The organism is Pseudoalteromonas sp. SWN29, from assembly GCF_015864465.1.
Lineage (GTDB): Bacteria > Pseudomonadota > Gammaproteobacteria > Enterobacterales > Alteromonadaceae > Pseudoalteromonas.
On the sequence record NZ_JADYXE010000032.1, the window covers coordinates 32,001 to 56,092 of the forward strand.

Sequence of the window (24,092 nt, forward strand, 5' to 3'; positions counted from 1 at the left end):
AAAGTTATGAGTTTTTTCGAGAGCCAATTATTTAAAGATGTTCAAACACAGCATGTATTTAGTGACTGTAAAACATTTGCAGATGCAATTGCGCGTGTTAATTGGCAAAGTGCATGTAAAAGTTATGAGCAACTAGCTCCTTTAAATAATGCGCAGCTTAGTGAGTTTGTAAACGCACACTTTATTACTTCCCCCGTGCTAACAATGGACACTGAAGTTGATACGTCATCTGTTAAACAGTATATAAATTCGTTATGGACTGGCCTTAGAAGAGAGGCCGATATTCCAAAGCAAGACTCATTACTTGCACTAAAACACAGCTATATTGTGCCTGGTGGACGTTTTCAAGAAATTTACTATTGGGATAGCTATTTTACAGCCTTGGGTTTAATTGATGCAGATAAAGGTGATGTAGTTGAAGATATGCTACTTAATTTTATCGATTTAATTAACGATTATGGCAGTATTCCAAATGGTAACCGCCGTTATTATTTGTCACGCTCGCAACCACCTGTTTTAGCACTCATGGTCGAATTATTATGGGAGCATACACACCGTAAGTCGCTTAATATGCAATGGCTAAATATGTGTGTGGCAGCGCTTGAAAAAGAATATAGGTTTTGGATGCAAGGCGCGCAGTTGCTTTCAGATAATATGTTGAGTTCAAACCGTGTGGTAAGAATGCCTTGTGGCGGTATTTTAAATCGTTATTGGGATGATGCGGGCGAGCCAAGGGCTGAGTCACTACGAGAAGATTTAGAGTTAGCACAAGAGTTGGCTGATGATCAAAAAGCTGATTTTTATCGTAATATTCGTGCTGCGTGTGAGTCGGGGTGGGATTTCAGTTCTCGTTGGTTGGGGGAGTCTAATTTGCTAAGCTCTATTCAAACAACCGATATTGTTCCTATTGATTTAAACTCCCTTATGTATAACTTAGAAAATCAGTTAAGTAAGTTTTTTAAACTGCTCGGCAATAGTAAGCAAGCTGAGCATTACAAATTACTTGCTGGCAATCGTAAAGTACTTATAAATACGTATCTTTGGAATGAATCTATCGGTTTTTTTGTTGATTATAATAGCCGTAAAGCCACTCAATCTCAGGTACTTAGTGCTGCAGCCTCTACCGCTTTGTTTGTTAATCTAGCCAGTAATGACCAAGCTACCAAAGTAGCAACATTGTTAGCCAATGATTTTTTAAAAGAGGGTGGTATTGTTACAACCATTACTCATACATCACAACAATGGGACAGCCCAAATGGTTGGGCACCATTACAGTGGTTTGCTGTAAAAGGGCTTAATAATTACGGTATTACACAATTAAGCTCGAATATAATGCAAAACTGGATAAAGATGGTTGAGCAAAATTTTGAGATAAATAAGTGCTTGCTCGAAAAATATAATGTGTGCACCCCTAACGTTTTAGCAAGTGGTGGGGAGTACCAAGTGCAGCAAGGTTTTGGTTGGACAAATGGTGTAACAACTCGATTTTATAAGTTACTAAACGACTAATCCGATCTGTTATTTATCTTATAAAAGCAATTTAATTGACTCGATTTTTAATTTTAAGCATTGATTTTATTCTGTTTTATTTATTTAAGGATGAGAAGCGATAACTGTATTTTAATACCAAAATCTCATTGTAAGTTGTATTTGATTTAGGTAATGTGGTGTAAATGTTTCAAGGAAGAAATTTATGCCCCATACAAACTCGGTATTTGTAAAAACAACGTTTCAATCATCTTTTCATTCGCATAATTACACCGCTATTTTAAGAACACTGCAAGCTCTATTCGGTGATATTAAAATGGATGATGTTGTGCCTAAAGTAGAGCAGCGAGCTAATTATGATTTGTTTTTAATAGATGGTGCTAAAAGCAAATGGCAAGACCTCATTCCAGCAGACCTTATTTGTTTAGCTAAACATTATAGCGTCGTTATTTTTAATGTTGATAAAGACGATGTATGCGAGCAAAACTTATTGCTTAACCATTTTAATGGCGTTTTTTATAAATCTGATGCACCAGAAGATATTTTTAAAGGGTTAGTTCGGGTTAATAGCGGCGAGCTTTGGTTTACGCGTAAAGTAATTTCAAAAGCATTTAGTGATATTTTAGCTGTGGCATCGTCGTTTAATGGTCTACACGATGATATTGAATTAAAGCAGGACGATTACGATCATTTAACAAAGCGAGAAAAGTTTGTTATTCATCTAATTGCACAAGGTGCAAGTAACCATACCATTGCAGATAAACTCAATATTAGTGATCATACCGTAAAAACACATCTATACAGTGCGTTTAAAAAAACAAACTCACGCAATAGAGTGGAGCTTGCTAATTGGGCTCAGCGCTACGTTTCTGTATTATTGCCAATGGCTAAATAGCTTATTTAGCATTAAATTTCCCTATAAAAAAGGCTACTTTGCGTAGCCTTTTTTATTTGTTATGACTGCCAGTGCGATTAGCTTACTTTTTTAGCCCATAAGCCTTTATCAATACCTTTTGTTATAAGGTCTGTAAGTGCTTTTTCTATTGCTTGTGTTACACAAATGCTCATAGGTTCGTTGTCACTAAAGCCCGCTTCTGCTTCGGCTAAACGTTTGTAGCTCACGTATCTAAAAAATCCTGCACGCATTTCTTGGCTTAATACTTTTTTACTGGTGGCTACACTCAGTAATACTTGGCCTGTGCGAACATCAACAGCACGTAGATATATTGAAATAGCATCTTCACGATAAAGCTCAGAGGCACCTATTCCAAAATACTCCATGCCTAAGCCACCTGTTTTTACATTGGTGTCGTAGCTTATAATACCGCCTTCTAAAATAATTTTAGCGGTGGTAAGTGGAGGTAAATCAGCTTGGTTAGGATTATCTCCTTGGCCCGCTCGAATAATTTTTCGCTCAGTTAAAATATTTTGTAAACCCTCGCGCTCTACCGGCGTGAACCAATCTGATTCGTGCAGTGCTTGTACAAGTATTGAATTAGCACCTTGAGTAACGGCCGTCGAAAATGAGCTTACGTTAGTTTGCGGCTTATACTGGCCTGTTTGATCTCTAAATGAGTAAACAGATACCGGAATACTACCGACAGGTTTAGGTAGGTTTTTTAGATCTGCAAATAATTCAGTTGACTCTAAGCTAATAGCTTTTTGCTGTGATGGTGGAATAAGATTTCCCAAACTTGCACAGCCGCTCAAACCCAGTAATATTATTGTTATTAGTAGTTTATACATTATCCAAACCTCGGTACTTCAATTATCACAACAGAGTCATCTAATATATTTGTAATTTTTACTGTAATAGAATCGGTTGTGCTGGTTATAACTTCAATTTGATAATCACCACTCATAAAAATAGAGTCTTGATTAAAAATACTATCTTCAACATCTTCACCAAACGCCATATCGGTAATTTCTCTTACCATGCGGTTTAAGTAGGTGCGCTCTAAAGAGTCTTGAAATTGTTCTGCGTAGCCTTTTTCGATTACCGGTGCTTTGTGCTTATTTTGAGCTTGTGCTTTGCTTAACAGCATATTTGCATTTAGTGGGTTACCACCAAAGCTTGGATTAATTGGAGTATAAATTATTTCAGTCGCTTGGGACGAAAAGCTTAATATTGTTATTATTATAAGGGCCGTTTTTTTCATTTTACCATCCATCTTTAGCCATATCTGGGGTTGATGCAGCCATGTTTGAGCGAGCCATTGCGTCTATTACTGTATATACAGCTTGCTCAACACGCTCATCAAGGGGTTCTAATCTGCGACCTAAATAAGTCGCGTAAACAAGTTGGTTATTCATTATTAAAGAAAGTTGTGTACCCGCTTTTGGTATTACGGTTTCTTTTATTTCGATATTAAAACCAGCCGTAGAGGGGAGATCTCGCCAATAGTTCGAAAATTCATAATAAAATTGATGACCAAAGCGGCTAATACTTCTATCGAGTAATAAGCCATCTATTTCTAGTTCATCAGCAGCATGAGTTGCTCCAGAAAAACATAGGAAGAGTGTGAGTAGGTAACTATTAAAGCTAATGTTTTTTTTCATAATTTAAAATGAGGAGAGGGTCGCTCTCCCCACCTCAATAATTACATTTGCGTAATTGTTGCTGTGTTTCCGTCACCCATTTGGGTAACAGATACAGTGCTGTTAAAGCCAATTACAGAGCCTTCAACAATGTTATCGTTACCAATTTGAGTAACACTAAACGATACGTTTTCACCACCAACTAAAAATGCTGATTGTTCAACGCCTGTAACCCAGTTACCTTCGCCTGTTTGTGAAATATCAATACTATGGTTATTGCCTTCAACCATCATATCAATAAGATTTAACATGCCATTTTGTGCAATATCAATTTGGTTATCGTTACTGTCTAAAATGCCAGCGAGCGTAACGATTGCTTCATTTTGCGAGCCACTTTGCTTAATGTCGATATCGTTATTGTTAGATGTAAGCGATACATCGGGGTATGACGATTGCACTAGCATTGCATTTTCATCACCAGACTGAGCCAAATCAACATCGTTACCTGTGCCATTAAAGTTAGCTAAATGAATAGAGTTTAAATCGCCAACTTGATTAGCCATAAACTCATTATCAGAACCAATAACACCCATATAAGTTTCGTTTAAGTCACCCATTTGGATTGCAGTAACTTCGTTATTATCACCAATAATATCGGCAGTTGTTAAGTTTTCAGCGCCAACTTGTGTAGCAGAAACTTCGTTATTTGAGCCTTCAAACAAGTTAGATTCAATAGTATTCATTGATCCTTCTTGATCTAAATCTATTTCGTTATCATCGCCAATAACGGCTGCAAATGTTACTGCGTTTGTATTACCATCTTGTTCAACTGAAAGCTCATTAGCATCACCTGAAATAGAACTAAATGTTGCTGTATTGCGATCGCCCAGTTGCTCAACCTCAAGTTCATTTTCATTACCTTGAAGACTACTTACCTTGAACGTACTCCAATATCCATCTTGAACTAAATCGAGAACATTTTCATCGCCCGTAAGCATGGTGATTTCAGCTTCATGCCATTCACCTGTTTGTAGTGAGGTGATTTCATTTGCGTTTCCTTGCATATCCATGTTGTAGAACCAGTTGCCACCAGTGCCTTGTTCAACATCAATGATATTATCATCGCCAGTTACCGTATTAATTGCTTCGTTATTTACAAAAAAGCCTTGGCCAAATTGCGAAACCATTAACATATTATTATTGCCAGTCAGCTCAGTAATAAAACCATTAGCAACCCCATCCTGGGCGTATACCTGCGCGTTGTTATCACCAATCGTGGTAACTTCGCCGTAGTTTCCTGATTGAAGTTGAGAAACTTCAGTTTCATTGTAGTTACCTGTTGTAGTAACAAGCATGGTATTGCTGTCGCCGTCTTGAGTTAGTAGCGCGGTATTTTCATTAAAAGTTTGTGTTAAAGTCATCGAGTTTTCAATACTTGCTACAGAAACGTTAGTAGCAAGTTCTGAGTTTGATGCTGATTTGCTTGATGTATCTGCATAAGAGGCAAAGCTAGTACCCATTGCAATTGCTACTGCGCAGCTTAAAAGTGATTTGTTTAACTTCATTATTTTTCTCCTTGAAATAGTAAAATAAAATACCTTAGGTGTTATAAGTTTTAAAAAGGTATCTTTTGTTTCAGCATGCCGTGCCGATATAATGTTTTGTGATCCGCTTGAAAAGCTCTCAAAGTAAAATTTACAATGTAATTAATAATTATTAATAAACGTTTTGTCATTATTTTTAACTTACGTTTAATAACTGTTAATTATTAAGTACCCAATTACTGTATTCCTCTAATGTCATTTCTTAAATCATCATTTTTTACCAATTATTTAATTGTTATTTTTCAGTTGGTTATTAGGGTTTTTGGTTTTTATTCTTAATTCGATACAAAAAGCAGTAAAAATTAACGGCCCTGTATTAGGTAAGTTGTCGAGTGTTAATTTCATTAAAAGGTCTGTGTTTAGTGTTTTTTTTATACATGAACTGGTCAAAATGGATGGTTTTTTAAGCATTTTAATTTTTTAACTTGTTTAATTATCAATTAGGTTGTTTTCTAAATGTATGCCATGTGATCCCTTGTACTCGAAATAGTGAAAGAACGTGCTTAGAGCATCTAAGCTAACCCAACAAAAACTATGGATAGAACAATGAAAACAAAATTATCTATTATTACGCTCGCCTTACTTCCTTGTTTAGCCGCTGCAAAGGTTCCTGATGTGGGTGTAAAGCAATCGGCAACCGCTAGTAGTGATTCAATAATTGTTAAATATAAAAGTAATGCTACGAAAGAAATGCGTAAGCAGGCTCGTTCATTAGTTAGAGCTAAAATTACTGATATAAATAAAGATGAAATTGATGATAACTATACGTCCTTGCTGTCGGGGCGTTTAGCTAAGTTTAAAGTGTCAGGAATGAGCACTAAAGATGCTATTGCACGTTTGAAATCTCACCAAGCTATTGAATATGTTGAGCCTGATTATCGAGTGAGCATGGCAAGTACCCCAAACGACCCTCGCTTTGACGAGCTATGGGGCTTAAATAACGAAGGTCAGACTGGTGGTACTGTTGATGCTGATATTGATGCGGTAGAGGCATGGGCTATTTCTACGGGTAGCCGAGATGTAGTTGTGGGTGTTATTGATACCGGTGTTGATTACACACACAGTGACTTAGCAAGTAATATTTGGGTGAACAGCGCTGAAATTGCAGGTGATGGTATTGATAATGACGGTAACGGCTTTATTGATGATATTCATGGTATTAATGCAATTACAAATACTGGTGACCCAATGGACGATCAAGGTCACGGCACCCATGTATCAGGAACAATTGGTGCAAGTGGTAATAATTCAGTTGGGGTAGTAGGTGTAAATCAAGAAGTATCAATAGTGGGTTGTAAATTTTTAGACTCAGTAGGTGATGGCTCAACTTCTGATGCCATAAAGTGTATTGATTACATGGTTGGCCTTAAAAATTCAGGCGTTAATTTACGTGTATTAAATAATAGCTGGGGCGGTGGCGGATATAGCCAAGCACTGGCTGATGCTATCGAATCGAGTGAAGCAGCTGAACTACTATTTGTAGCAGCGGCTGGTAACGATACTATTGATAACGATGTAAACCCTCACTACCCATCAAACTACGAAAACGCAAGTGTGTTATCGGTTGCTAGTACGAATCAAACTGATGATATTTCATGGTTCTCTCATTGGGGCTTAACCAGTGTTGATATGGGCGCTCCAGGTACTGCTATTTTATCTACTACTCCGGGTGAAAGCTATGCATCTTATTCGGGCACATCAATGGCAACGCCGCATGTAGCGGGTGTCGCCGCATTAGTATTATCAGTGAACCCTGATTTAACAACACAAGAGTTAAAAGCGTTATTAATGAGCAGCGGTGATGCAAATGCAGCCCTTCAAGGTAAAACTGTGGCCGGTACACGCCTTAACGCAAATCAAGCATTGTTAGATGCAGATCCAACACCTGGCTTTAAAATTTCAGCAAGCCCACTTACACAGCAAATTGTAGCCGGAGAAGCTGCACAGTATACATTTACAATTGGCTCAATTGCCGAGTGGGATGAAGAAGTAACGCTTGAACTATCAACAACATTAGGTGGTGCTTATTTATCATCGCTTACAGCGCGCCCTGGTGATGAAGTAAGACTTAACGTTGAAACCGACACTGACACTCAGTGGGGCGATTACGAGCTAATGGTAACCGCTACAGCGGGTGATATTGTTAAGCAGCAATCAGTTAAGTTAATGGTTCAACCAGTTGGTTTAAATGACTTTACTTACAGTAGCGCTGCAAGTATAGAAATACCAGATAATGATCCTGAGGGTGCAAGTTCAGTAATTAATATTTCTGATGATTTAACTGTATTTGGCACAACTGCTGATGTTGATATTACTCATACATACTCAGGTGATTTAGTTGTAAAACTAATATCAGCACAGGGTACTGAAGTAACATTACAAAGTAGTGTAGGTGGTGGTAACGATGATATTGTTAAAAGCTTCAGTTCAGATGCGTTTAACGGTGAAGTAGCATCTGGCGATTGGACACTACAAGTGGAAGATACTGCCGCAGCTGATACTGGAACAATTAATGGTTGGTCACTAACATTAAGCGCTATTGGTGAAGTTAGCCCACAACCACCACGCGCTGGTTTTGAGGCTGAAACTCAAGGTTTAACAGTTAATTTTACAGATTCTAGTACTGATGCTAATAACGATATCACTCTATGGAGCTGGGACTTTGGTGATGGCGCAACATCAACTGATCAAAACCCTATGCATGTATATGCAGCATCAGGGAACTACGATGTAGTGTTAACAGTAACCGATAGTGAAGGTAATACAAATACATCAACTCAAAGCGTTGTTATAAGTGATGTAGAGCTTGAACTGAGCTTAAAACGCGCAAATAAATCTCGATTAGATACTATGCGTGTAGATTTAAGTTGGGAAGAAGTAGGCGCTGAGTCATTAAGCGTATACCGTAACGGTGAGCTAGTAGATACAACGTCAGATAACGGCAGATACCGTGATTATGTACGTGGTGCTACATTACCTTCGTACGATTACCAACTTTGTGTATCTGAAAATGTGTGTTCTAACATCATCACAGTTTCATTTAACTAAATAAACCACTACTCCTAAAGTGACCTTAAGCCCAGCATTGCTGGGCTTTTTTTGTTTTAAAAAATATAAACTACGTTTTGTTATACGGGTGTGTTTTAAGCCAGTGCTTGGCCATTTGTACACGCGTGGCAAACCAAACCTGCTCATGCGATCGGGCATATTCTAAAAACCGTGCTAATGCTTTTATTCTTCCTGGTCTGCCAATTAAGCGGCAATGTAAACCTATCGACATCATTTTTGGGGTGTTTTCACCTTCTGGGTCACCTTCTTTTTATGGATAGACTAAGCAATCCTAATGAAGTGTAGGGTGAGCTAAACATAAACCCTATTCTTTACAAGCCACAAAACAGCTTTGTCAAAGAGGTATTTTTAGGCCTACAAACAGAGTATGGCTCGGGCGATACCGATCAAAATAATTATTTATTAGGGGCGGTGTATCGTTAGATGTACCAGGATTTCAATACTTTAACGTGGCTTATTACCTTCGTTTTCAAGACGATATAGATTCGAGCGTGAAGATAACAACCAAATAACCGTTACGTGGGGTTATAACAAAGGCAACTTTAGGTACGATGGCTTTTTAGACATTACTGACAGCACCGACACCATGTTTGGTAAAAGTGAAGGCGGTTTTAACTTTACCTCGCAACTTAAGTATAACATTGCCCCAATGCTTGGCCTAGACACAGGCCGCCTAGATGTAGGTATTGAATACGTATTTTGGAAAAATAAGTTTGGTGTAGATGGTGAAACAGAGCACAACCCAAACTTGATGGCTAAATGGCACTTTTAACAGTAAATTAAATAAATATTTAATGAGTAATTAAAGGCTACTACTTAGTAGCTTTTTTATTTTATTGTTGTAAGTAATTGAATATCATAAATTAATTGTGTTAAATTACTTTTTAATAATACTATATGGATTTTGTTTTCATGGACTCTGAAATAGATTTTTCTACCTACACTTTAGATGAGCTTTACTCCAGCGCACAAGCAATTGACCGAGAACGCTTTCCTGAGCGCGCAAAAGAAATAGACGAGCTCATTAAAACTCGAGAAGCGCAAGATCCCACACAAAATTCCGACTCAAAAATAGTTGGCGAAAAAGCATCACGCGCAGACAGGCTCGTTGCAGCCATTATTGATGGCCTATTATCAATAGCACTTTTCATACCTTTAATAATGTATATAGGTTTTCATAGTTTAAGCCAACCAACCCTTACTTTATCTGCATTTTTATTAGGCTACGGTGTATTTTCTACGTTAGTACTTCATGGCTACTTTATGTATCACCATGCGCAAACTATTGGTAAATACTGTGTGTCTATTCGGATAGAAAATCTTGACGGCACAAAAGCGAGTTTTGCAACTATTTACTTTAAACGCATGTTACCTATGCAATTGTTATCACTCGTTCCTTCTGTAGGTCAGTTTATAGCTGGTTTTGTTAATCCATTATTTATATTTTGAAAAGATAAACGCTGTTTACATGATCATTTAGCGGGAACAAAAGTGAGTTATGTAGATTAATCAGGATATTAATTATGGCAGCTTTGCCTAGGCAAAAAAAATTACCCGGATTTAAAATAGTCTATAGCTTGGCTTTATCAGCATTATTTATTGTCATTTTGCTATTTTACATGGAAGTAATTAACGAAAAACCTTTATTGCATCAGTTTTTATATTTATTTGGATTATCTTCTTTAGGAGTGGTTATTGAATGGCTATCTACAAATAATAAGCAATCACAAGCTATTGATATTTCGAATGGTGAATTTAAATTACTTGGTATAAATATAAAAGTGTCTGAGCTAGAAGAAGTACTTTATTGTCAAACGAAACGGTTTGAACATACCTTAAGGTTTAAGTTTAGAGACGCGACTTACCGAGACATAGAAATATCAGCCCCTGACTTGATTGATGATTTGCGTTTTTATCACTTTATGGTCGGTAACGGTTTACCAGTAAAAATGACAGACGATAGAGGGCGTTTTTTTGAGGGAACTTAATGAAAATTAGGATGTCATCCATTCTAATTACCAACACAATAAACTCTCATTTTTGTTTATAAATTAATTGTCGGATGGCATGGCTTCGCCATTTATCCGACCTATGTCAACAATAAAATTAGGGTAGATGTCAGCGTTATTTTTTATGTAATTCTGCAAGTTGGATAGGTATTAGCTTATTAATCTTTGAGTCAATTTTTGTAGGCTATCTTGCTTATTTTGAGTGGATAAATAGCGTTATCTTAATTTATGGGCCTACTTATAAACAACGTGTAAAAAATACCTACTTTTAAAATAATTACCTTCTCAAATATTACCTTTCATAAAACCTAACCTCAAACTACATTCAGTGTAAATTACAGCGTTGTTTTTAAATGTATTTTTTAAAGTTAATTCAACTTTTGAGGGATGTTTTTTGGCACGTAAGTTGAAACAACTCCTTATAAACTTTAAAAAGGAATTACCATGACTGCTGAATACTTTATGGTACTAGGGTTACTCGGTGTCGCATTTTTTGCTGTTGCAGGGGCATTGCTTGGGTATGAAAAAAACATTAGTGGCTTTGGCGTAGTAGTGGTTGCAACCGTTACAGCATTAGGGGGCGGTACCCTTAGAGATATACTTTTAAACAAACCGGTATTTTGGATTGCTACCCCAGAGTATTTATATTCAACCTATGGGGCCGTTATAGCAACAATTGCATTTATTCGATACTTACCGCGCGTTAATAACTACTACTTTTTATTGGTAGACGCTGTTGGTATGGCGCTATTTAATATTATGGGGATAGAAAAAGCACTCATTAATGGCTCTGGCATGGTGGTCGCAATTACCATGGGTATCACTACAGGTATATTTGGTGGTTTAATACGTGACGTAATTTGCCGTGAGGTGCCAACTGTTATGCGCAGCGAACCTTACGCCTCTGCGTGTTTAGCGGGTGGTGCAGTTTATGCCGCTTTATTTAGCCTTAATGTAGATTACATTTGGTGTATTTTAGGGTCATTTTTCACGACTATTTTTTTAAGATTAGGCTCTTTGCATTGGGGTTGGCATTTAACTATTTTCAGAAAAAAAGACTTCAGAGATCAAAGCGACTAATTTTAGCTACGAGTAGCCCGCGTTTGCATGTGGTACTCGTAATTATTCTCATCCGTTATAGTAAAACCCAGCCGCTTATAAAGTTCTAATGCTGGGTTGTTTTTAAGTACTGTGAGTTTAATCGGTTTTGACTGCGCACTTGTAATAACTTGTTCAATAACCGCTTTCCCATACCCTTTATTTTGATGCAGTGGATGTATTTGTAATTGCATTATTTCAACGTATTGAGCGTACGTTTGGTATTTTAAAGTACCAATTGGTACCTCATTTATAACTATAAGATGGGAGCAGTCATATTGGTCATCAAGCCTTAAAACATGCTGTTGCTCAGTTATACCAATCCGCAATAATACTTAAGCATTGTGCGGGGCTAAACGTGTCGCTACCTGCGTTAAAAGATGCTCATTTAGAACAACTAAATAGCGAATTTTTTGCCTAGCTATCAACACGTTTTTCCAGCCTCAAAATAGATCACTTAATTAAGCGAATTGGTATTAAAAATAACCCGGCATTTTAAGTGTTCAATCATAGTCAGTTTTCTGAGGTTTAATAAGTAGTCTCGGTCTGAATATGCTGCCTTTATGAATTTAAAAACCATAATGCTCCCTTGCAACAGCCTTAATGTTTATATTTGTAGAACGAACCAAAATAAGTGCGCAGTATTAAATGTGCAAGCCAAACTAACAAAGGCAATACTACCAATACCCAAGTGCTTTCCACCAAAGCCCGCCAATAATTCCCCATACACTTAAATTAATAACGCTCATTATAAGGCCCATTACCCACCAGTCTTTTAACGATACATAGCCTGAGCCAAACACTATGGGGGATGTGCCTGTGGCGTAATGCGTTAACGACATCATGAGTGATGAAGCGCCTGCTAACAGTAAACCTAAAAATAAAGGCGGTGCGCCAAGCGCCAAGCCTGCGGCGTAAAATGCGGCAAACATAGCAGTAATATGTGCTGTGGTACTGGCAAAAAAGTAATGAGCGTAAAAATACACAGCTACCAATATAATGGCCGATACAATCCAGTCAAAACCCAGTTGTGCAATGTTGCTCTCAACAAGTGTTGAAAACCACGTTACCAAACCTAGTTTATTTAAAAAAGTGGCCATCATTACTAATGCTGAAAACCAAACAACGGTATCCCACGCAGACTTTTCTTTAAGTACATCGTCCCAGCTTAATACACCAGTCACTAATAAAACCGATAAACCTAAAAAAGCCACTGCGGTTGTGTTAACTGCGTAGTCAGCCCCTAAAATCATTGCAGGTACGCCGGCCCATAAAATAAGCAGCATGGCAAAAACTCCCACCATTATTTTTTCGCTATAACTCATTGGGCCCATTTCAGTTAATTTAGATTCTGCATAGTTTTTAGCGTCGGGAGTACTTTTAACGTCAGGTGGGTAAATGGCATAAACAACCAAAGGCACAAGGGCAATACATAGCAAACCAGGAACAAGCGCTGCGAGCGCCCACGTACCCCAAGTAATACTAATATTTGCACCGGTAGCATCAGCAATAAGCTTTACAATTAGAGGGTTTGGCGCAGTCGCTGTAATAAACATAGCGGATGTAATAGGGTTTATATGGTAGCTCACTAAAGCAAGGTAGTGCCCAATTTTACGAGAGGTGCCTTCCTCAGGGGATGAGCCAAAGCTTGTTGCTATCGACTTCATAATTGGGTGAATAATAGCGCCGCCTCGCGCGGTATTACTTGGCGTTACAGGCGCTATAACAAGTTCAGAAAGTGCGAGTGCATAGCCAATACCAATTGTTTTTTTACCAAAAAGAGAAATAAAATTATAGCCGATACGATTTCCCAAACCGGTTTTAGCTAAACCCCGAGAAATAATAATCGCAATACCAATTAACCAAATTAATGAGTTAGAAAAGCCACTTAATGCATCTTTAATAGCGCCAGAAGGACTGTCATTAGTTACGCCCGTTAACGCAACAGAGGTAATAGCTAAAATAGCAATGGCGCCAATCGGCATAGCTTTACCAATAATGGCAACTACAGTACCAACAAATAAAGCGAGCAAATGCCATGCGTTTTCGGTAACACCTTGTGGAGGCGGTACAGCAAACCAAAGTAATAAAACAATGGCTATAGAAATCAGTCCAGAGGTAACTCGAATATCAGTACCCTTCATTAAAAATGTCCCTAAGTTTTAGAAATGCATGCATTCTGTGTATTGAAAAGGCAACGTTATTCTACTTCATTTAATAATAAAAAAAATGACACACATCATATGAATAACTATGAATATTAGACTTATTTAATTTTATTTATAAAGAGGTAACAAACCATAAACTAAAGTGAATGATTAAATTACCCGATAAGAGCTTACGTTGTGCTTAATCAACTCTTATTTTTAAGAGTCAGTTTGAATTGTTTTATCAACTAGCAAGGTCTTTGTAAGTCTTAATGAATACTTGGAAATACAATGAACTTAAAACTAACCAACAACGTGATTACTTTTTTATTAGCGAGTAGCTTTTTACTACTTGGCTTGTCGTTTGCGTTAGGAGCAAACCCTAATACGTTAACGGCTACGTTTAGTTTTTATGGCGTTGATTCGCTAATGTCTGTATCTGCATTAGGTTTGATTAGTGGCTCATTTATGGTTGCTTTAGCGTTTGCCTCCGTGCTCGCTCACCTTAAGCTAATGAAACCTACGCCAGCACTTTTATTTGCAGCAATTATAAGTTTAGTAGCATTACTTACCTTGTTTGCCAGTAACCGTTGGATGGCGCAACTAGGCGGCTTTCCAATCATTGGTAGCGGGCAGGGCATAATTAAATACTTTGCTGTAGTGCCTTTATATTTATTTTTGTTTTATAAAAACAAACTTACCGACAAACAACACGTACTTTTAAACTTTATACCGGTTGCTATGGTTTTACTGTGGATTGGCGGCATGAAGTTTTATGAATTTGAAGCAAAAGGAATTGTAAGTTTAGTAGAAACCTCACCGTTTATGTCGTGGTTATACACGGTATTTAGCGTGCAAGGCGCATCTAACGTGATTGGCGGGTTTGATGTATTATTTGCTGTGTTATTGGGCTTAGGGCTATTTTTAAATAATAAAAAGCTAATTATTGTAAGTGGCTTAGCGTGTTTAAGCGTATTTATGATGACCCAAACATTTTTAATTACCGCAACCGGCGCATTTAGTTCTTCCACTTTATTGGAGCGTTTAGGGCAATTTGTAATTAAAGATCTTTGGTATATAGCCAACCTTGTTGTTATTGCTTTTTTAATGATTTTTAAACCGACTAAATAACATATAAAGAGGACGTTATGATCAGTTGCAACCAATACGACTACATCGAAATTGCCTGTATGCACGATTTAAGCATTGAGCTTATATTAAAAAATGGCGATGGTGTATGTGGGGTAGCAACTGATACAAAACGCAATGCTAATAGAGACGAATGCATAGTTATTAACGTAAATAGCGAGCTGCATCTCATTGTGCTCACTACAATCAGTGTACTTAAAGCGCGTGAGAAAAACCCATACTTTGACCACGTGAACTTTGATGTAAAGTAGATACCTCATTCATTCGTTTTTATTATAAACATCTCAGCGAGCCTGTATCATTAATATGTTAAGGCTCGCTTATCTAACCAATGTTTTAGCTAATTACACGATAAATACATAAAGCCAAAACTTCCTACTACTTTCCACTATCTTTTACTCGAGTTTTTCCATAGAACAAGACGAAACGGCAACTATTAAGCGTATAAAAATGCTAAACCAGTATAAGTAAGCCTCAATAAGCCTTAACTAGCGCTTAGTATCCGTCAGTTTGTTAATTATGGCCGTAAAGGTAGCTACATAAATAAAGCTAACTTACAGAAGTAACTGTTTATATAAACAGCTAATTTAATTTTGTCCAATAACATTATTAAACGCCGTTTAGGTGCAAAATAACAAAGGGCTTTTTATAACATGCCTTATCACTTGTTTACATCAAAGTTATTTAGTGGAATTATTGAACAAAGTAATACACGCTGTTTTGGGGGGTTATAACCCCCAAAGTGTCCTCTGATAAAGCTGTTGAAGCGGAGATCCTATTCTGACCATTTGAGCCACACTTGCCTTGAGGTTATCCCTTCAGTTGGAGGTAAGTCATGAATACACTCATTGAACAAGTTAAAACTGAAATAGCCTACCGAGGCTATTCACAAAGTACCTGTAAAAGTTACTGCGAGCATTTGCTTAAACTCAGCCATTATTTTAATAAACCACTCGATTTAATCACAGATGATGAGCTGAATATCTTTTTTAAAGATCCCGCCATTCGCAAACTCTTCAGAGCGAGTCAAAGAATACAAATAAACAGCATTTGGTTCTTGTTTAAGAATATTTTACAGCGCCCACTGAACTTAGACATAAATACACGGCAGCCAACGCCTTTCATTTTTGGATAAAACGGTCAAAATACCTAGGTTGGAATCTATCATATTTGGTCACAAAGCTTCGTTCACAAGGCGTCAATGCTGTTGCTAGCCCAGCATTTTCGGCAGATAACAATCCACTATAAGCATTAAGAATTTGCTTTGTTGACCCATCTTCAGACAACATTGCCAAGAGGAATGACTATTTTATCTGAACTACTCAATCAGTCTGCGTACTTAGCCAAAGTCATGCATTAAAAGGGAGCGTGTTAGTGCTCCCTTCTACATCTATTTATTTAAAAGAGGCCTTTACTTTGATTCCATTCCAGCCAAGGTCATACCAAAACGTATAATCGTCGCGACTACTAAAAGCGAACCAACGCCAAGCATCCAAAAAATCAATAACCATTTAAATTGATGAAGAGTTTTTTTCATCGTACTTTTCTCCAAACTTACTCATAGAAAAGACTGACTCACTGTAAACACCAGTCCATTTGCTCTCTGCTTTCTAATGATAACCGTCAGTATCTACGACTTTTCCACGGAACACTCGATAAGACCAGAATGTATAAATCAAGATGACAGGCACAATAAACACGACGCCAACTAAGGTAAATTTAAGGCTAGAGGTTGGTGCTGCAGCCTGATAAATAGTAATACTCGGTGGAATAATATTGGGCCAAAGGCTGACGCACAACCCTAAATAACCCAGAAACAACATGCATAACGTACATATGAAAGCACGATATTCGTCTTTAGAATGCGCCGCTCCCATGAGCAACAACGCAAAAGTTGCAGTAAAAATAGGCAAAGGCGCCAGATAGATAATATTTGACAAGTTAAACCATAAATCACGCACGCTTTCATTAACCATTGGTGTGTAAATGCTGATGATAAACATACAAGCCGAGAGCAATAGAGTTAATGGCTTAATAAATGAGCGCATTTTTTTCTGTAAACCGCGCTCTGTTTTAATGACCAACCAAGTGACACCGAGCAACCCATAAGCAAACAACAAACTAAAACCGGTGAACAGGCTAAATGGACTCAGCCAATCTAATCCACCGCCTGCGAACTCGAAATTTTTCACCTGAAACCCAAGGATTACAGCCCCCATTGCCACACCCTGAGCAAAGGTGGCCATTAAGGAGCCAACAAAGAATAGCTTGTCCCACATTGGGCGATGAGACTCCGTGGCTTTAAAGCGAAACTCAAAAGCGACACCACGTAAAATCAAACCAAATAGCATCAGCAGAATTGGCCCATATAAGGCTGACAAAATGACCGAATACGCCACAGGAAACGCGGCCAATAAGCCAGCGCCACCCAATACAAGCCAAGTTTCGTTGCCATCCCAAACGGGGGCAACCGAGTTAACCATAATATCTCGTTCATGTTTGTCTTTAATAAAAGGAAACAGCAAGCCAATCCCTAAATCAAAGCCATCTAAGAACACGTACATCATCAAACCAAAGCCAATAACAAAGGCCCAAATAGTCGGTAAATCAAAATGCATGATACTGTCTCCTAAATTTCTACGCCATCAGCGGCAGATAGCGGACGGGCTGGGCGTTTATTTAAATGCTCATCGTCTTCAAGTGAATAATCGTCAGCTGGACCTTTGCTAATTAGCGCTAACATGTAGCGCACGCCTACACCAAATACACAGACATACACCAACACAAAAATTAGCAATGATATACTCATAGCAGTAATGCTATTGGGCGAGCCTGCATCCACAGTGCGTTGCAAACCATAAACTACCCAAGGCTGACGACCTGTTTCTGTAACAACCCAGCCTGTAAGCATGGCAATTAGGCCGGATGGTCCCATCGCCACACAGAAGCGCAGAAACCATTTTCTCTCGTATATTTTGCCCTTTTTACGCAGAATCAATGCGGTAACGGCCAGCACAATCATCAAGATACCAAGCGCCACCATGATGCGAAAACTAAAGAAGACCACAGGAACATAAGGACGATCTTCTGGTGGGACAGAAGTAAGCGGTGGAATATCCCCATCCAAAGAATGAGTCAAAATCAAACTAGCAACATTTGGAATCTCAATCGCAAAATCATTTCTTTCCTTTTCCATATTCGGCCAACCAAACAAGACCAGCGGAACGCCTTCACCTTTTTCAGCTTGATGCCAATGCCCTTCCATTGCAGCCACTTTAATTGGCTGATGCTCTAAAGTGTTTAAACCATGTTGATCACCAACCATAACTTGCAAAGGCGCCGAAATAAGCAGCATCCACATTGCCATGGACAACATTTTTTTCGCTACCTGTGTATGAGATCTTTTCAGCAAATGAAACGCGCCAGAAGCACCGACCAACAAAGCGGTTGCTAGGAAAGCAGCCAAGCCCATGTGAACTAAACGATAAGGAAAAGAAGGATTAAAAATGATCTCAAACCAATCGACTGGTACAACGCGGCCGTTAACAATGTCGTAACCTTGAGGGGTTTGCATCCAACTGTTAGACGCCAAAATCCAAGTCATCGAGATTAAGGTCCCAATAGCGACCAAAATAGTAGAGGTAAAATGTAGCTTTTCGCCGACTTTTTTCCAGCCAAACAACATAACACCCAAAAATCCAGCTTCAAGGAAGAAAGCCGTCATAACTTCATAACTCAGTAATGGGCCAGTAATGGACCCAGCAAAGTTAGAAAACTGGCTCCAGTTGGTGCCAAATTGATACGCCATCACAATGCCAGAAACAACGCCCATAGCGAAGTTAACAGCAAATATTTTCATCCAAAACCGGCATAAGGTCATGTAAATCGGCTTTCTTGTATACAGCCATAAACCTTCTAATACTGCCAAATAACTGGCAAGACCAATGGTAATAGCAGGAAAAATAATATGGAACGAAATTGTGAAAGCGAATTGTATTCGCGCCAAATCAATAGCATTTAAATCAATCATTGTGCTCTGTCTACCCTTTACACTGTCAGAAAGCTAAAAATAATTACGTTGTTAAGTGTAAGGCTTAAAAAAATACAGAACAGGCACAATAAATTAATTTATAATAGGCACAGATTTATTATTAAGGGCACAGCCATGAGTCAATTTAAATACCTAGAGCTGGAACACTTATTACGTAAAGACATTAAAGCCAATCATTTTTTGCCAAGTGGAAAGCTTCCTTCTATCCGAGAAATGTGTCAGAGCTTGGGCTTTTCCAAGGCCACCGTGCTACATGCCTTGCATCGACTCGAAGCAGAGGGATTGATCTTTTCTAAACCAAAATCAGGTTACTTTGTCAAAGCAGCGACACTAGGTGAGCGCCTATCACCAAAGCGCATTGACCCACCAGCAGCTCCCAGAAAGGTAACCGTTCCAGCCATCTTAAAAGACATCATGACACGCAGTGCCGCCTTCGATATTTTACCAACGATTGGCACGACTAATGATGCGAACCACCTCATCACGTTGAACCGACACTTAAGCAAAGCACTGCGCTCCAAGCCCTCTCAAAAAGCTCTGTACTACAACGACTCTAGCGGCGACATACGCTTAAAAGATGCCATTGTAAATCACTATCGCCACCGTAGTTTGAACCAAGACCTATCACAGGTTTGCATTACCGGTGGTTGCCAACACGCCTTATTCATTTCCCTCATGGCAACATGCTCACCTGGTGATACTGTGGCTGTAGAATCGCCTGCATTTTATGGCGTACTGCAAATAATGGAGCAACTCAAACTGAAAATTATCGAAGTTGCTGCTGACCCCGTAGAAGGTTTAAGCGTTGAAGATTTGGCCGAAAAAATAATAGAGTGGCCAATTAAAGCCTGTATTGTGTCCCCAAACTACGCCACCCCCACAGGGGCATTCATGCCTGAAAAGGCACGCCAAGCATTAATCAACTTAGCGGTCGAGAAAGATTTTTGTATCATAGAGGACGATATTTATGGGGATTTGGCTTTTCCGCCTTTTACCGCTGAACCATTGAAGAAATTCGATACTAATGGTCAAGTTATTCTGTGCAGCTCTTTTTCGAAAAGTTTATCACGAGATTTAAGGATTGGTTGGGTGTTTGGAGGTAAATGGCACGACAAGATTACTCAATTGAAACTGGTTACCCAGTTATCCTCTAGCGAATCCACTCAACAAGGGCTTGCGACATTTTTAGAAGAAGGCCATTACCGTCGCTACCTTTCTCAACAGGTCAATAAGCTAAAGCAACAACAAAGGGAGTTGATGATTTTATTAGATACCCATTGGAGTGACAAAATTCGCTATACCCACGCCCAGGGGGGGATTTCTATGTGGGTAGAATTAGAGGAATCCATCAACACACAACACAGTTATAACAAAGTATTAGAGCAAGGTGTGATCATGACCCCTGGTTCACTTTTCTCGGCATCGGGTCAATATAAAAACTTTTTACGTTTAAGCTATATCCATCCGTTAACCGAACAGAGGCAAGCCGCTATCAAAAAGCTATTTAGCGTACTGCTTGGATAAGTTTTTTTACAACGTTAAACCCGCTTACTTGGCAACCAATGTGGTCACAGAATATTTGTGATCATGTGCATCATGGTTTTTTATAAACCAAAACAAGCAAAGGTCAAAAAACACTTAAAAAATAAATGAAATGGTTATTTAATGAGAAATACAGAAACAAAATTAAGATGAAGCCTATTCTGGTTTTTAAGTAAATTGCAATAATATCAGCTGGTTAGGTTTGGTTCATAAAAATGAATCACGTAAAGGTCTAAGCTACATTGACAAGATGAAATCAAAATAGGTAGCTCGATAGGCGACAGTAACTATTATTAAAAAATGGTAAACAACTCGGCTTTATTTAGCCTGCTTACCTTTAATAAAAAGCGGAATATTATTGTGAAGAAAGGCGTGAATAGAGGGGTGAATAAATTGACCTAGCGAGGACAAACGAAAGTGTTTGCCTTTACCTTACGCTGCGGCAACTGTACTGCCTTGTTCATAATATAGAAAAGCTGAAAAACACGATACTTTAAGAAGGGTAAGCCCTTTTAACCTAAATTAAAGCTACTCAACCACCCGTAATACCTTCCAAAACGCCAATTAAAACAACACCAAACACTTCTTTATATGCTGCGTAAAAGCATAGTAATAGATTGAACCAAAATAGGAACGCAGCTATTGTTTATTTATCAATAAAAACAAATAAAAAACGAGTTAATCTACAGGCTCTTTATATGCTCAAATGGAGTTCGTAGCATAATCATGGAATTAACTAACCCGCTTCCACCTCAAGATCATAAATTTTAATCATTAAAAGCTGGTTTAACAGAATATAATGAATCATACACAGGCTCAGTGTTTAGAGAGAAGGTTTCATCATTCGTTAAAAATGATTCAGGTATAATTGTCGGTGGAGTCTTAGGTGAAATAAATTGGAATTGGATGCATATTCAAGGTCTTTGGATTGATGAAAATATCCGTAAAGGTGGCTGGGGAACTAAGTTACTCTCTTGTATGGAATAATATGCTTTATCCCAAAACACCACTAATATTCGTCTTGAAACAACTACTTTCCAAGCTCTAGATTTTTACATCAAAGCTGGTTACTCAGTTTTTGGCGAATTACCTGATATGCCTAAAGGTCACACTAGTTACTTTTTACAGAAGCAACTGGGCATATAACAGGGCGTTATATTTTTATCGACGAGTGATGCGCATCACGCTATACTCATTTCATGATTAAATCTTTCAAACATAAAGGCCTCAAAAAATACTTCCAAACAGGAAGTGTTGCTGGAATTCAGGCCAAGCATGAACGTAAATTACGTATGCAACTCACAGCAATAGATACTGCGCAAGCAATTGATGATATCAATTTACCCGGTTTCAAATTGCATCCTCTAAAAGGGGATCGTGACAGGGTTTGGTCTATTACTGTAAATGGTAATTGGCGCATTACTTTCGAATTTATCGATGGTAATGCTTATATTCTCAATTATGAGGACTATCACTAATGACTATGTATAACCCACCACACCCAGGCGAATTTATTTATGACGTTTACCTTGAGCCAGCTGGCTTTAGTTGTCGTTACTTAGCTAAACAATTAGATGTCGCATCTTCAACTTTAAATCGAGTTCTTAAAGGTCAAAGTGCTATATCTCCTGAAATGGCACTTCGTTTGTCTAAAGCAATAGGTAGAACACCTGAGAGTTGGTTGTCTATGCAAGATAATTATGATCTTTGGCACGCTAAACAACAAGTCAATTTAACAAATGTCCACTCAGTAAACTTTGCTGTAGCATAAAAATATAATAAGAGACTATGGCGTCAATAGTTAATTTATAACTTTTGGCGCTTCCCATAAAACACTATCTCTTGGCACAGGGCAAGATCACGGACTTTACCTTGACCTAAAAGTATGATCTTATACCCCTTTTATCAAGGAGCATTCTCATGTTTGATATACAACTATTCAAATATTTCGAATCAATCGATGTTCCTCGCCAACAAGGTAAAGTGGTTCATAAACTATTTGATATCATATTCTTAGCCGTCAGGCAGTTAGGGGATACCCACCCTAACTGTTAGATTTTTTCTGTAACGTCGCTTATTTTAACAAATATATTTTGCCTAATTAAGGCAGTACTAGATATAAAAATACAAGGATGCATAATTGAATTATTTAAATTGGTTACAAAAAACATACCCAAAGCTAAACGAGATATCAAATGAAACTATTAACTCTCATATCGACAAAGCAAAGTCTGATACAGAGCTTTTTAGGGAATTCATTAAAGTACTAGGTAGCTTATTTTTTATTATCCCGTTTAACTTATACCTTTATATTTCGGGTATTCAGGCATCTAACAGCTTTTTATATTGGTTTTTGGTTGTGGCTTCAATTGCTGTTGGTGGTTTTATCGGGCTTTATTGCGAGCAAAAGGTCATTAAAAAACGTCTTAAAAAAATAATACAGTTAAAGGCGTTTTAAATGACTAATGATGAAGTGGTTTCAAAGCTACGCAGTGCAAAAGTTAAAGTTGTACTTTATGTTTCGGGCTTATTTTTACTTTTGACCTATGTTGATTTTTATTTGGCTGACACTTCAGAAAAAACAACACAAAGCATGCTATCAAGTTCACCGTTCTCCATTGTTATTTTTGTTTGCCTACAGTTAGCAATAATGCTTACTTTTACTTATTTGGAGAAAATCCTTATTGGTATAAATCAAACAAAAATAATGCCGATATATCGAATTGAGATGACAAGCTTTTGAATTATTACCTGAGCCGTTTTTTAAAATTTATGCATAATTGAGTAACCGATTGAACCAAAATAGGAGCTCAGCTATGGTTTATTTATCAATAAAAACAAATAAAAAACGAGTTAATCTACAGGCTCGTTATGTAACTACGTGAGGAGAGATGATGAACAAGGAAACTATAGGGAAATACGTCGCAGTTTTGGGATTATTGCTTTTCTGGGCACCACTTTGGGGAATTGTTGATTCGTATTTAATTATGTCCTCTTCATTTCAAGAGATAACGCTGTTTGGAAATAATGAACCTAAAATATCACAAGAAGAAATGTCATCAACAGCTTTGTCTACAGTAACAGGGGTCATCTTATTTTTAGTTGCGCTTTGCTTTTTAACATTTTCCGTTGTGGGCTTAAACTATCGAACTGAGTGGCTTTTTTGGGTACTAATAATATATTCAACATTGTTACTCTTCATGTTCCCTGTTGGTACAGTGCTAGGAGTAACTGTGCTGGCAGCGCTAGTTTTAAACAAGAAAAAATTTGGACTTGACGGTGACGCTATATAACAAAACCATTAACCGGATTAGTACAAGAGCCCTCTCTGTCAGACTAGTTGTCGCGCTTAATATTTAATCATTAAAATTAAGTAGAGGGCGTGGAAAAACAATGC

The 24,092-nt window shown here is 38.0% G+C and carries 26 protein-coding genes and 1 pseudogene; 17 read left to right on the forward strand and 10 right to left on the reverse strand.

Annotated features, from left to right (window positions below):
• The first annotated feature begins 6 nt into the window (after positions 1-6).
• Positions 7-1,509: a trehalase family glycosidase gene (locus I6F53_RS13115; protein ID WP_197179033.1), complete on the forward strand. Its 1,503-nt coding sequence runs from the start codon at positions 7-9 to the stop codon at positions 1,507-1,509.
• Between the two features lie 184 nt (positions 1,510-1,693).
• On the forward strand, positions 1,694-2,383 hold the full coding sequence (locus tag I6F53_RS13120) for a LuxR C-terminal-related transcriptional regulator (RefSeq protein ID WP_197239831.1): 690 nt from the start codon (positions 1,694-1,696) through the stop codon (positions 2,381-2,383).
• Positions 2,384-2,460: 77 nt separating this feature from the next.
• On the opposite strand, the gene I6F53_RS13125 is transcribed toward I6F53_RS13120, so the two are convergent.
• Genes I6F53_RS13125 through I6F53_RS13140 form a run of 4 tightly spaced genes read right to left on the reverse strand, consistent with a single transcriptional unit; the run spans position 2,461 to position 5,591 of the window.
• Complete coding sequence (locus I6F53_RS13125; protein WP_197239832.1) at positions 2,461-3,234, reverse strand: CsgG/HfaB family protein; 774 nt, start codon at positions 3,232-3,234, stop codon at positions 2,461-2,463.
• Complete coding sequence (locus I6F53_RS13130) at positions 3,234-3,659, reverse strand: curli assembly protein CsgF (protein ID WP_197239833.1); 426 nt, start codon at positions 3,657-3,659, stop codon at positions 3,234-3,236. Before I6F53_RS13130 ends, I6F53_RS13125 begins: the two co-directional genes overlap by 1 nt.
• On the reverse strand, positions 3,649-4,047 hold the full coding sequence (locus tag I6F53_RS13135) for a curli production assembly/transport protein CsgE (protein WP_024598530.1): 399 nt from the start codon (positions 4,045-4,047) through the stop codon (positions 3,649-3,651). The genes I6F53_RS13130 and I6F53_RS13135 overlap by 11 nt, the downstream gene beginning before the upstream one ends.
• A 41-nt stretch (positions 4,048-4,088) precedes the next feature.
• Positions 4,089-5,591: a curlin gene (locus tag I6F53_RS13140; RefSeq protein ID WP_197239834.1), complete on the reverse strand. Its 1,503-nt coding sequence runs from the start codon at positions 5,589-5,591 to the stop codon at positions 4,089-4,091.
• Positions 5,592-6,176: 585 nt separating this feature from the next.
• Here I6F53_RS13140 and I6F53_RS13145 point away from each other — a divergent pair.
• Positions 6,177-8,678 (forward strand): S8 family serine peptidase, encoded by a 2,502-nt coding sequence (locus I6F53_RS13145; protein ID WP_197239835.1) that lies wholly within the window; start codon positions 6,177-6,179, stop codon positions 8,676-8,678.
• A gap of 70 nt (positions 8,679-8,748) precedes the next feature.
• Here I6F53_RS13145 and I6F53_RS20630 read toward each other — a convergent pair.
• Positions 8,749-8,949, reverse strand: a pseudogene (locus I6F53_RS20630) (allantoinase); the annotation flags it as partial.
• A 336-nt stretch (positions 8,950-9,285) separates the two neighbouring features.
• On the opposite strand from I6F53_RS20630, the gene I6F53_RS20635 reads away from it, so the two are divergent.
• From I6F53_RS20635 to I6F53_RS13165, 4 genes are all read left to right on the forward strand, one after another.
• The gene (locus I6F53_RS20635; RefSeq protein ID WP_231616596.1) at positions 9,286-9,471 is read left to right on the forward strand and encodes a hypothetical protein; all 186 of its coding nucleotides are present in this window, start codon (positions 9,286-9,288) and stop codon (positions 9,469-9,471) included.
• A 140-nt stretch (positions 9,472-9,611) separates the two neighbouring features.
• Complete coding sequence (locus I6F53_RS13155) at positions 9,612-10,148, forward strand: RDD family protein (RefSeq protein WP_197239837.1); 537 nt, start codon at positions 9,612-9,614, stop codon at positions 10,146-10,148.
• A 74-nt stretch (positions 10,149-10,222) separates the two neighbouring features.
• A complete protein-coding gene (locus I6F53_RS13160; protein WP_197239838.1) occupies positions 10,223-10,687 on the forward strand; it encodes a hypothetical protein in 465 nt (154 codons plus the stop codon).
• A gap of 465 nt (positions 10,688-11,152) precedes the next feature.
• Positions 11,153-11,788: a trimeric intracellular cation channel family protein gene (locus tag I6F53_RS13165; protein ID WP_004334621.1), complete on the forward strand. Its 636-nt coding sequence runs from the start codon at positions 11,153-11,155 to the stop codon at positions 11,786-11,788.
• A gap of 2 nt (positions 11,789-11,790) precedes the next feature.
• Here I6F53_RS13165 and I6F53_RS13170 read toward each other — a convergent pair whose 3' ends face one another.
• Both I6F53_RS13170 and I6F53_RS13175 read right to left on the reverse strand, forming a co-directional pair.
• Positions 11,791-12,135 (reverse strand): GNAT family N-acetyltransferase, encoded by a 345-nt coding sequence (locus tag I6F53_RS13170; protein WP_197239840.1) that lies wholly within the window; start codon positions 12,133-12,135, stop codon positions 11,791-11,793.
• 348 nt (positions 12,136-12,483) lie between these two features.
• Positions 12,484-13,950 carry a DASS family sodium-coupled anion symporter gene (locus tag I6F53_RS13175; protein WP_197239841.1) on the reverse strand — a complete coding sequence of 489 codons (1,467 nt, stop codon included), beginning with the start codon at positions 13,948-13,950 and terminating at the stop codon, positions 12,484-12,486.
• Between the two features lie 294 nt (positions 13,951-14,244).
• Between I6F53_RS13175 and I6F53_RS13180 the strand changes: the two genes are divergently transcribed.
• From I6F53_RS13180 to I6F53_RS13190, 3 genes are all read left to right on the forward strand, one after another.
• Positions 14,245-15,084: a DUF417 family protein gene (locus I6F53_RS13180; RefSeq protein WP_197239843.1), complete on the forward strand. Its 840-nt coding sequence runs from the start codon at positions 14,245-14,247 to the stop codon at positions 15,082-15,084.
• 17 nt (positions 15,085-15,101) lie between these two features.
• Positions 15,102-15,353: a Rho-binding antiterminator gene (locus I6F53_RS13185; protein ID WP_197239844.1), complete on the forward strand. Its 252-nt coding sequence runs from the start codon at positions 15,102-15,104 to the stop codon at positions 15,351-15,353.
• Between the two features lie 584 nt (positions 15,354-15,937).
• The gene (locus I6F53_RS13190) at positions 15,938-16,237 is read left to right on the forward strand and encodes a phage integrase N-terminal SAM-like domain-containing protein (RefSeq protein WP_231616597.1); all 300 of its coding nucleotides are present in this window, start codon (positions 15,938-15,940) and stop codon (positions 16,235-16,237) included.
• Positions 16,238-16,513: 276 nt separating this feature from the next.
• On the opposite strand, the gene I6F53_RS20850 is transcribed toward I6F53_RS13190, so the two are convergent.
• The 3 genes from I6F53_RS20850 to I6F53_RS13205 form a co-directional block, all read right to left on the reverse strand.
• Positions 16,514-16,639: a DUF2474 family protein gene (locus I6F53_RS20850; RefSeq protein ID WP_197239846.1), complete on the reverse strand. Its 126-nt coding sequence runs from the start codon at positions 16,637-16,639 to the stop codon at positions 16,514-16,516.
• A 73-nt stretch (positions 16,640-16,712) separates the two neighbouring features.
• Positions 16,713-17,720: a cytochrome d ubiquinol oxidase subunit II gene (gene cydB / locus I6F53_RS13200; protein WP_197239848.1), complete on the reverse strand. Its 1,008-nt coding sequence runs from the start codon at positions 17,718-17,720 to the stop codon at positions 16,713-16,715.
• Positions 17,721-17,731: 11 nt separating this feature from the next.
• Positions 17,732-19,132: a cytochrome ubiquinol oxidase subunit I gene (locus I6F53_RS13205; RefSeq protein ID WP_197178992.1), complete on the reverse strand. Its 1,401-nt coding sequence runs from the start codon at positions 19,130-19,132 to the stop codon at positions 17,732-17,734.
• A gap of 135 nt (positions 19,133-19,267) precedes the next feature.
• Between I6F53_RS13205 and I6F53_RS13210 the strand changes: the two genes are divergently transcribed.
• From I6F53_RS13210 to I6F53_RS13235, 7 genes are all read left to right on the forward strand, one after another.
• Positions 19,268-20,677, forward strand: coding sequence for an aminotransferase-like domain-containing protein (locus tag I6F53_RS13210; protein ID WP_197178990.1), 1,410 nt, complete (start codon positions 19,268-19,270; stop codon positions 20,675-20,677).
• An 837-nt stretch (positions 20,678-21,514) separates the two neighbouring features.
• Positions 21,515-21,682: a GNAT family N-acetyltransferase gene (locus I6F53_RS20810; RefSeq protein WP_331460787.1), complete on the forward strand. Its 168-nt coding sequence runs from the start codon at positions 21,515-21,517 to the stop codon at positions 21,680-21,682.
• 212 nt (positions 21,683-21,894) lie between these two features.
• Positions 21,895-22,173: a type II toxin-antitoxin system RelE/ParE family toxin gene (locus I6F53_RS13215; RefSeq protein WP_197178988.1), complete on the forward strand. Its 279-nt coding sequence runs from the start codon at positions 21,895-21,897 to the stop codon at positions 22,171-22,173.
• Positions 22,173-22,466: a HigA family addiction module antitoxin gene (locus tag I6F53_RS13220; RefSeq protein WP_197239849.1), complete on the forward strand. Its 294-nt coding sequence runs from the start codon at positions 22,173-22,175 to the stop codon at positions 22,464-22,466. Before I6F53_RS13215 ends, I6F53_RS13220 begins: the two co-directional genes overlap by 1 nt.
• 369 nt (positions 22,467-22,835) lie before the next feature.
• Positions 22,836-23,153 (forward strand): hypothetical protein, encoded by a 318-nt coding sequence (locus tag I6F53_RS13225; protein WP_197239850.1) that lies wholly within the window; start codon positions 22,836-22,838, stop codon positions 23,151-23,153.
• Positions 23,154-23,438 carry a hypothetical protein gene (locus I6F53_RS13230; protein WP_197239851.1) on the forward strand — a complete coding sequence of 95 codons (285 nt, stop codon included), beginning with the start codon at positions 23,154-23,156 and terminating at the stop codon, positions 23,436-23,438. It abuts the gene before it with no gap.
• Positions 23,439-23,589: 151 nt separating this feature from the next.
• Complete coding sequence (locus tag I6F53_RS13235) at positions 23,590-23,988, forward strand: hypothetical protein (protein ID WP_197239852.1); 399 nt, start codon at positions 23,590-23,592, stop codon at positions 23,986-23,988.
• Positions 23,989-24,092 lie beyond the last annotated feature (104 nt).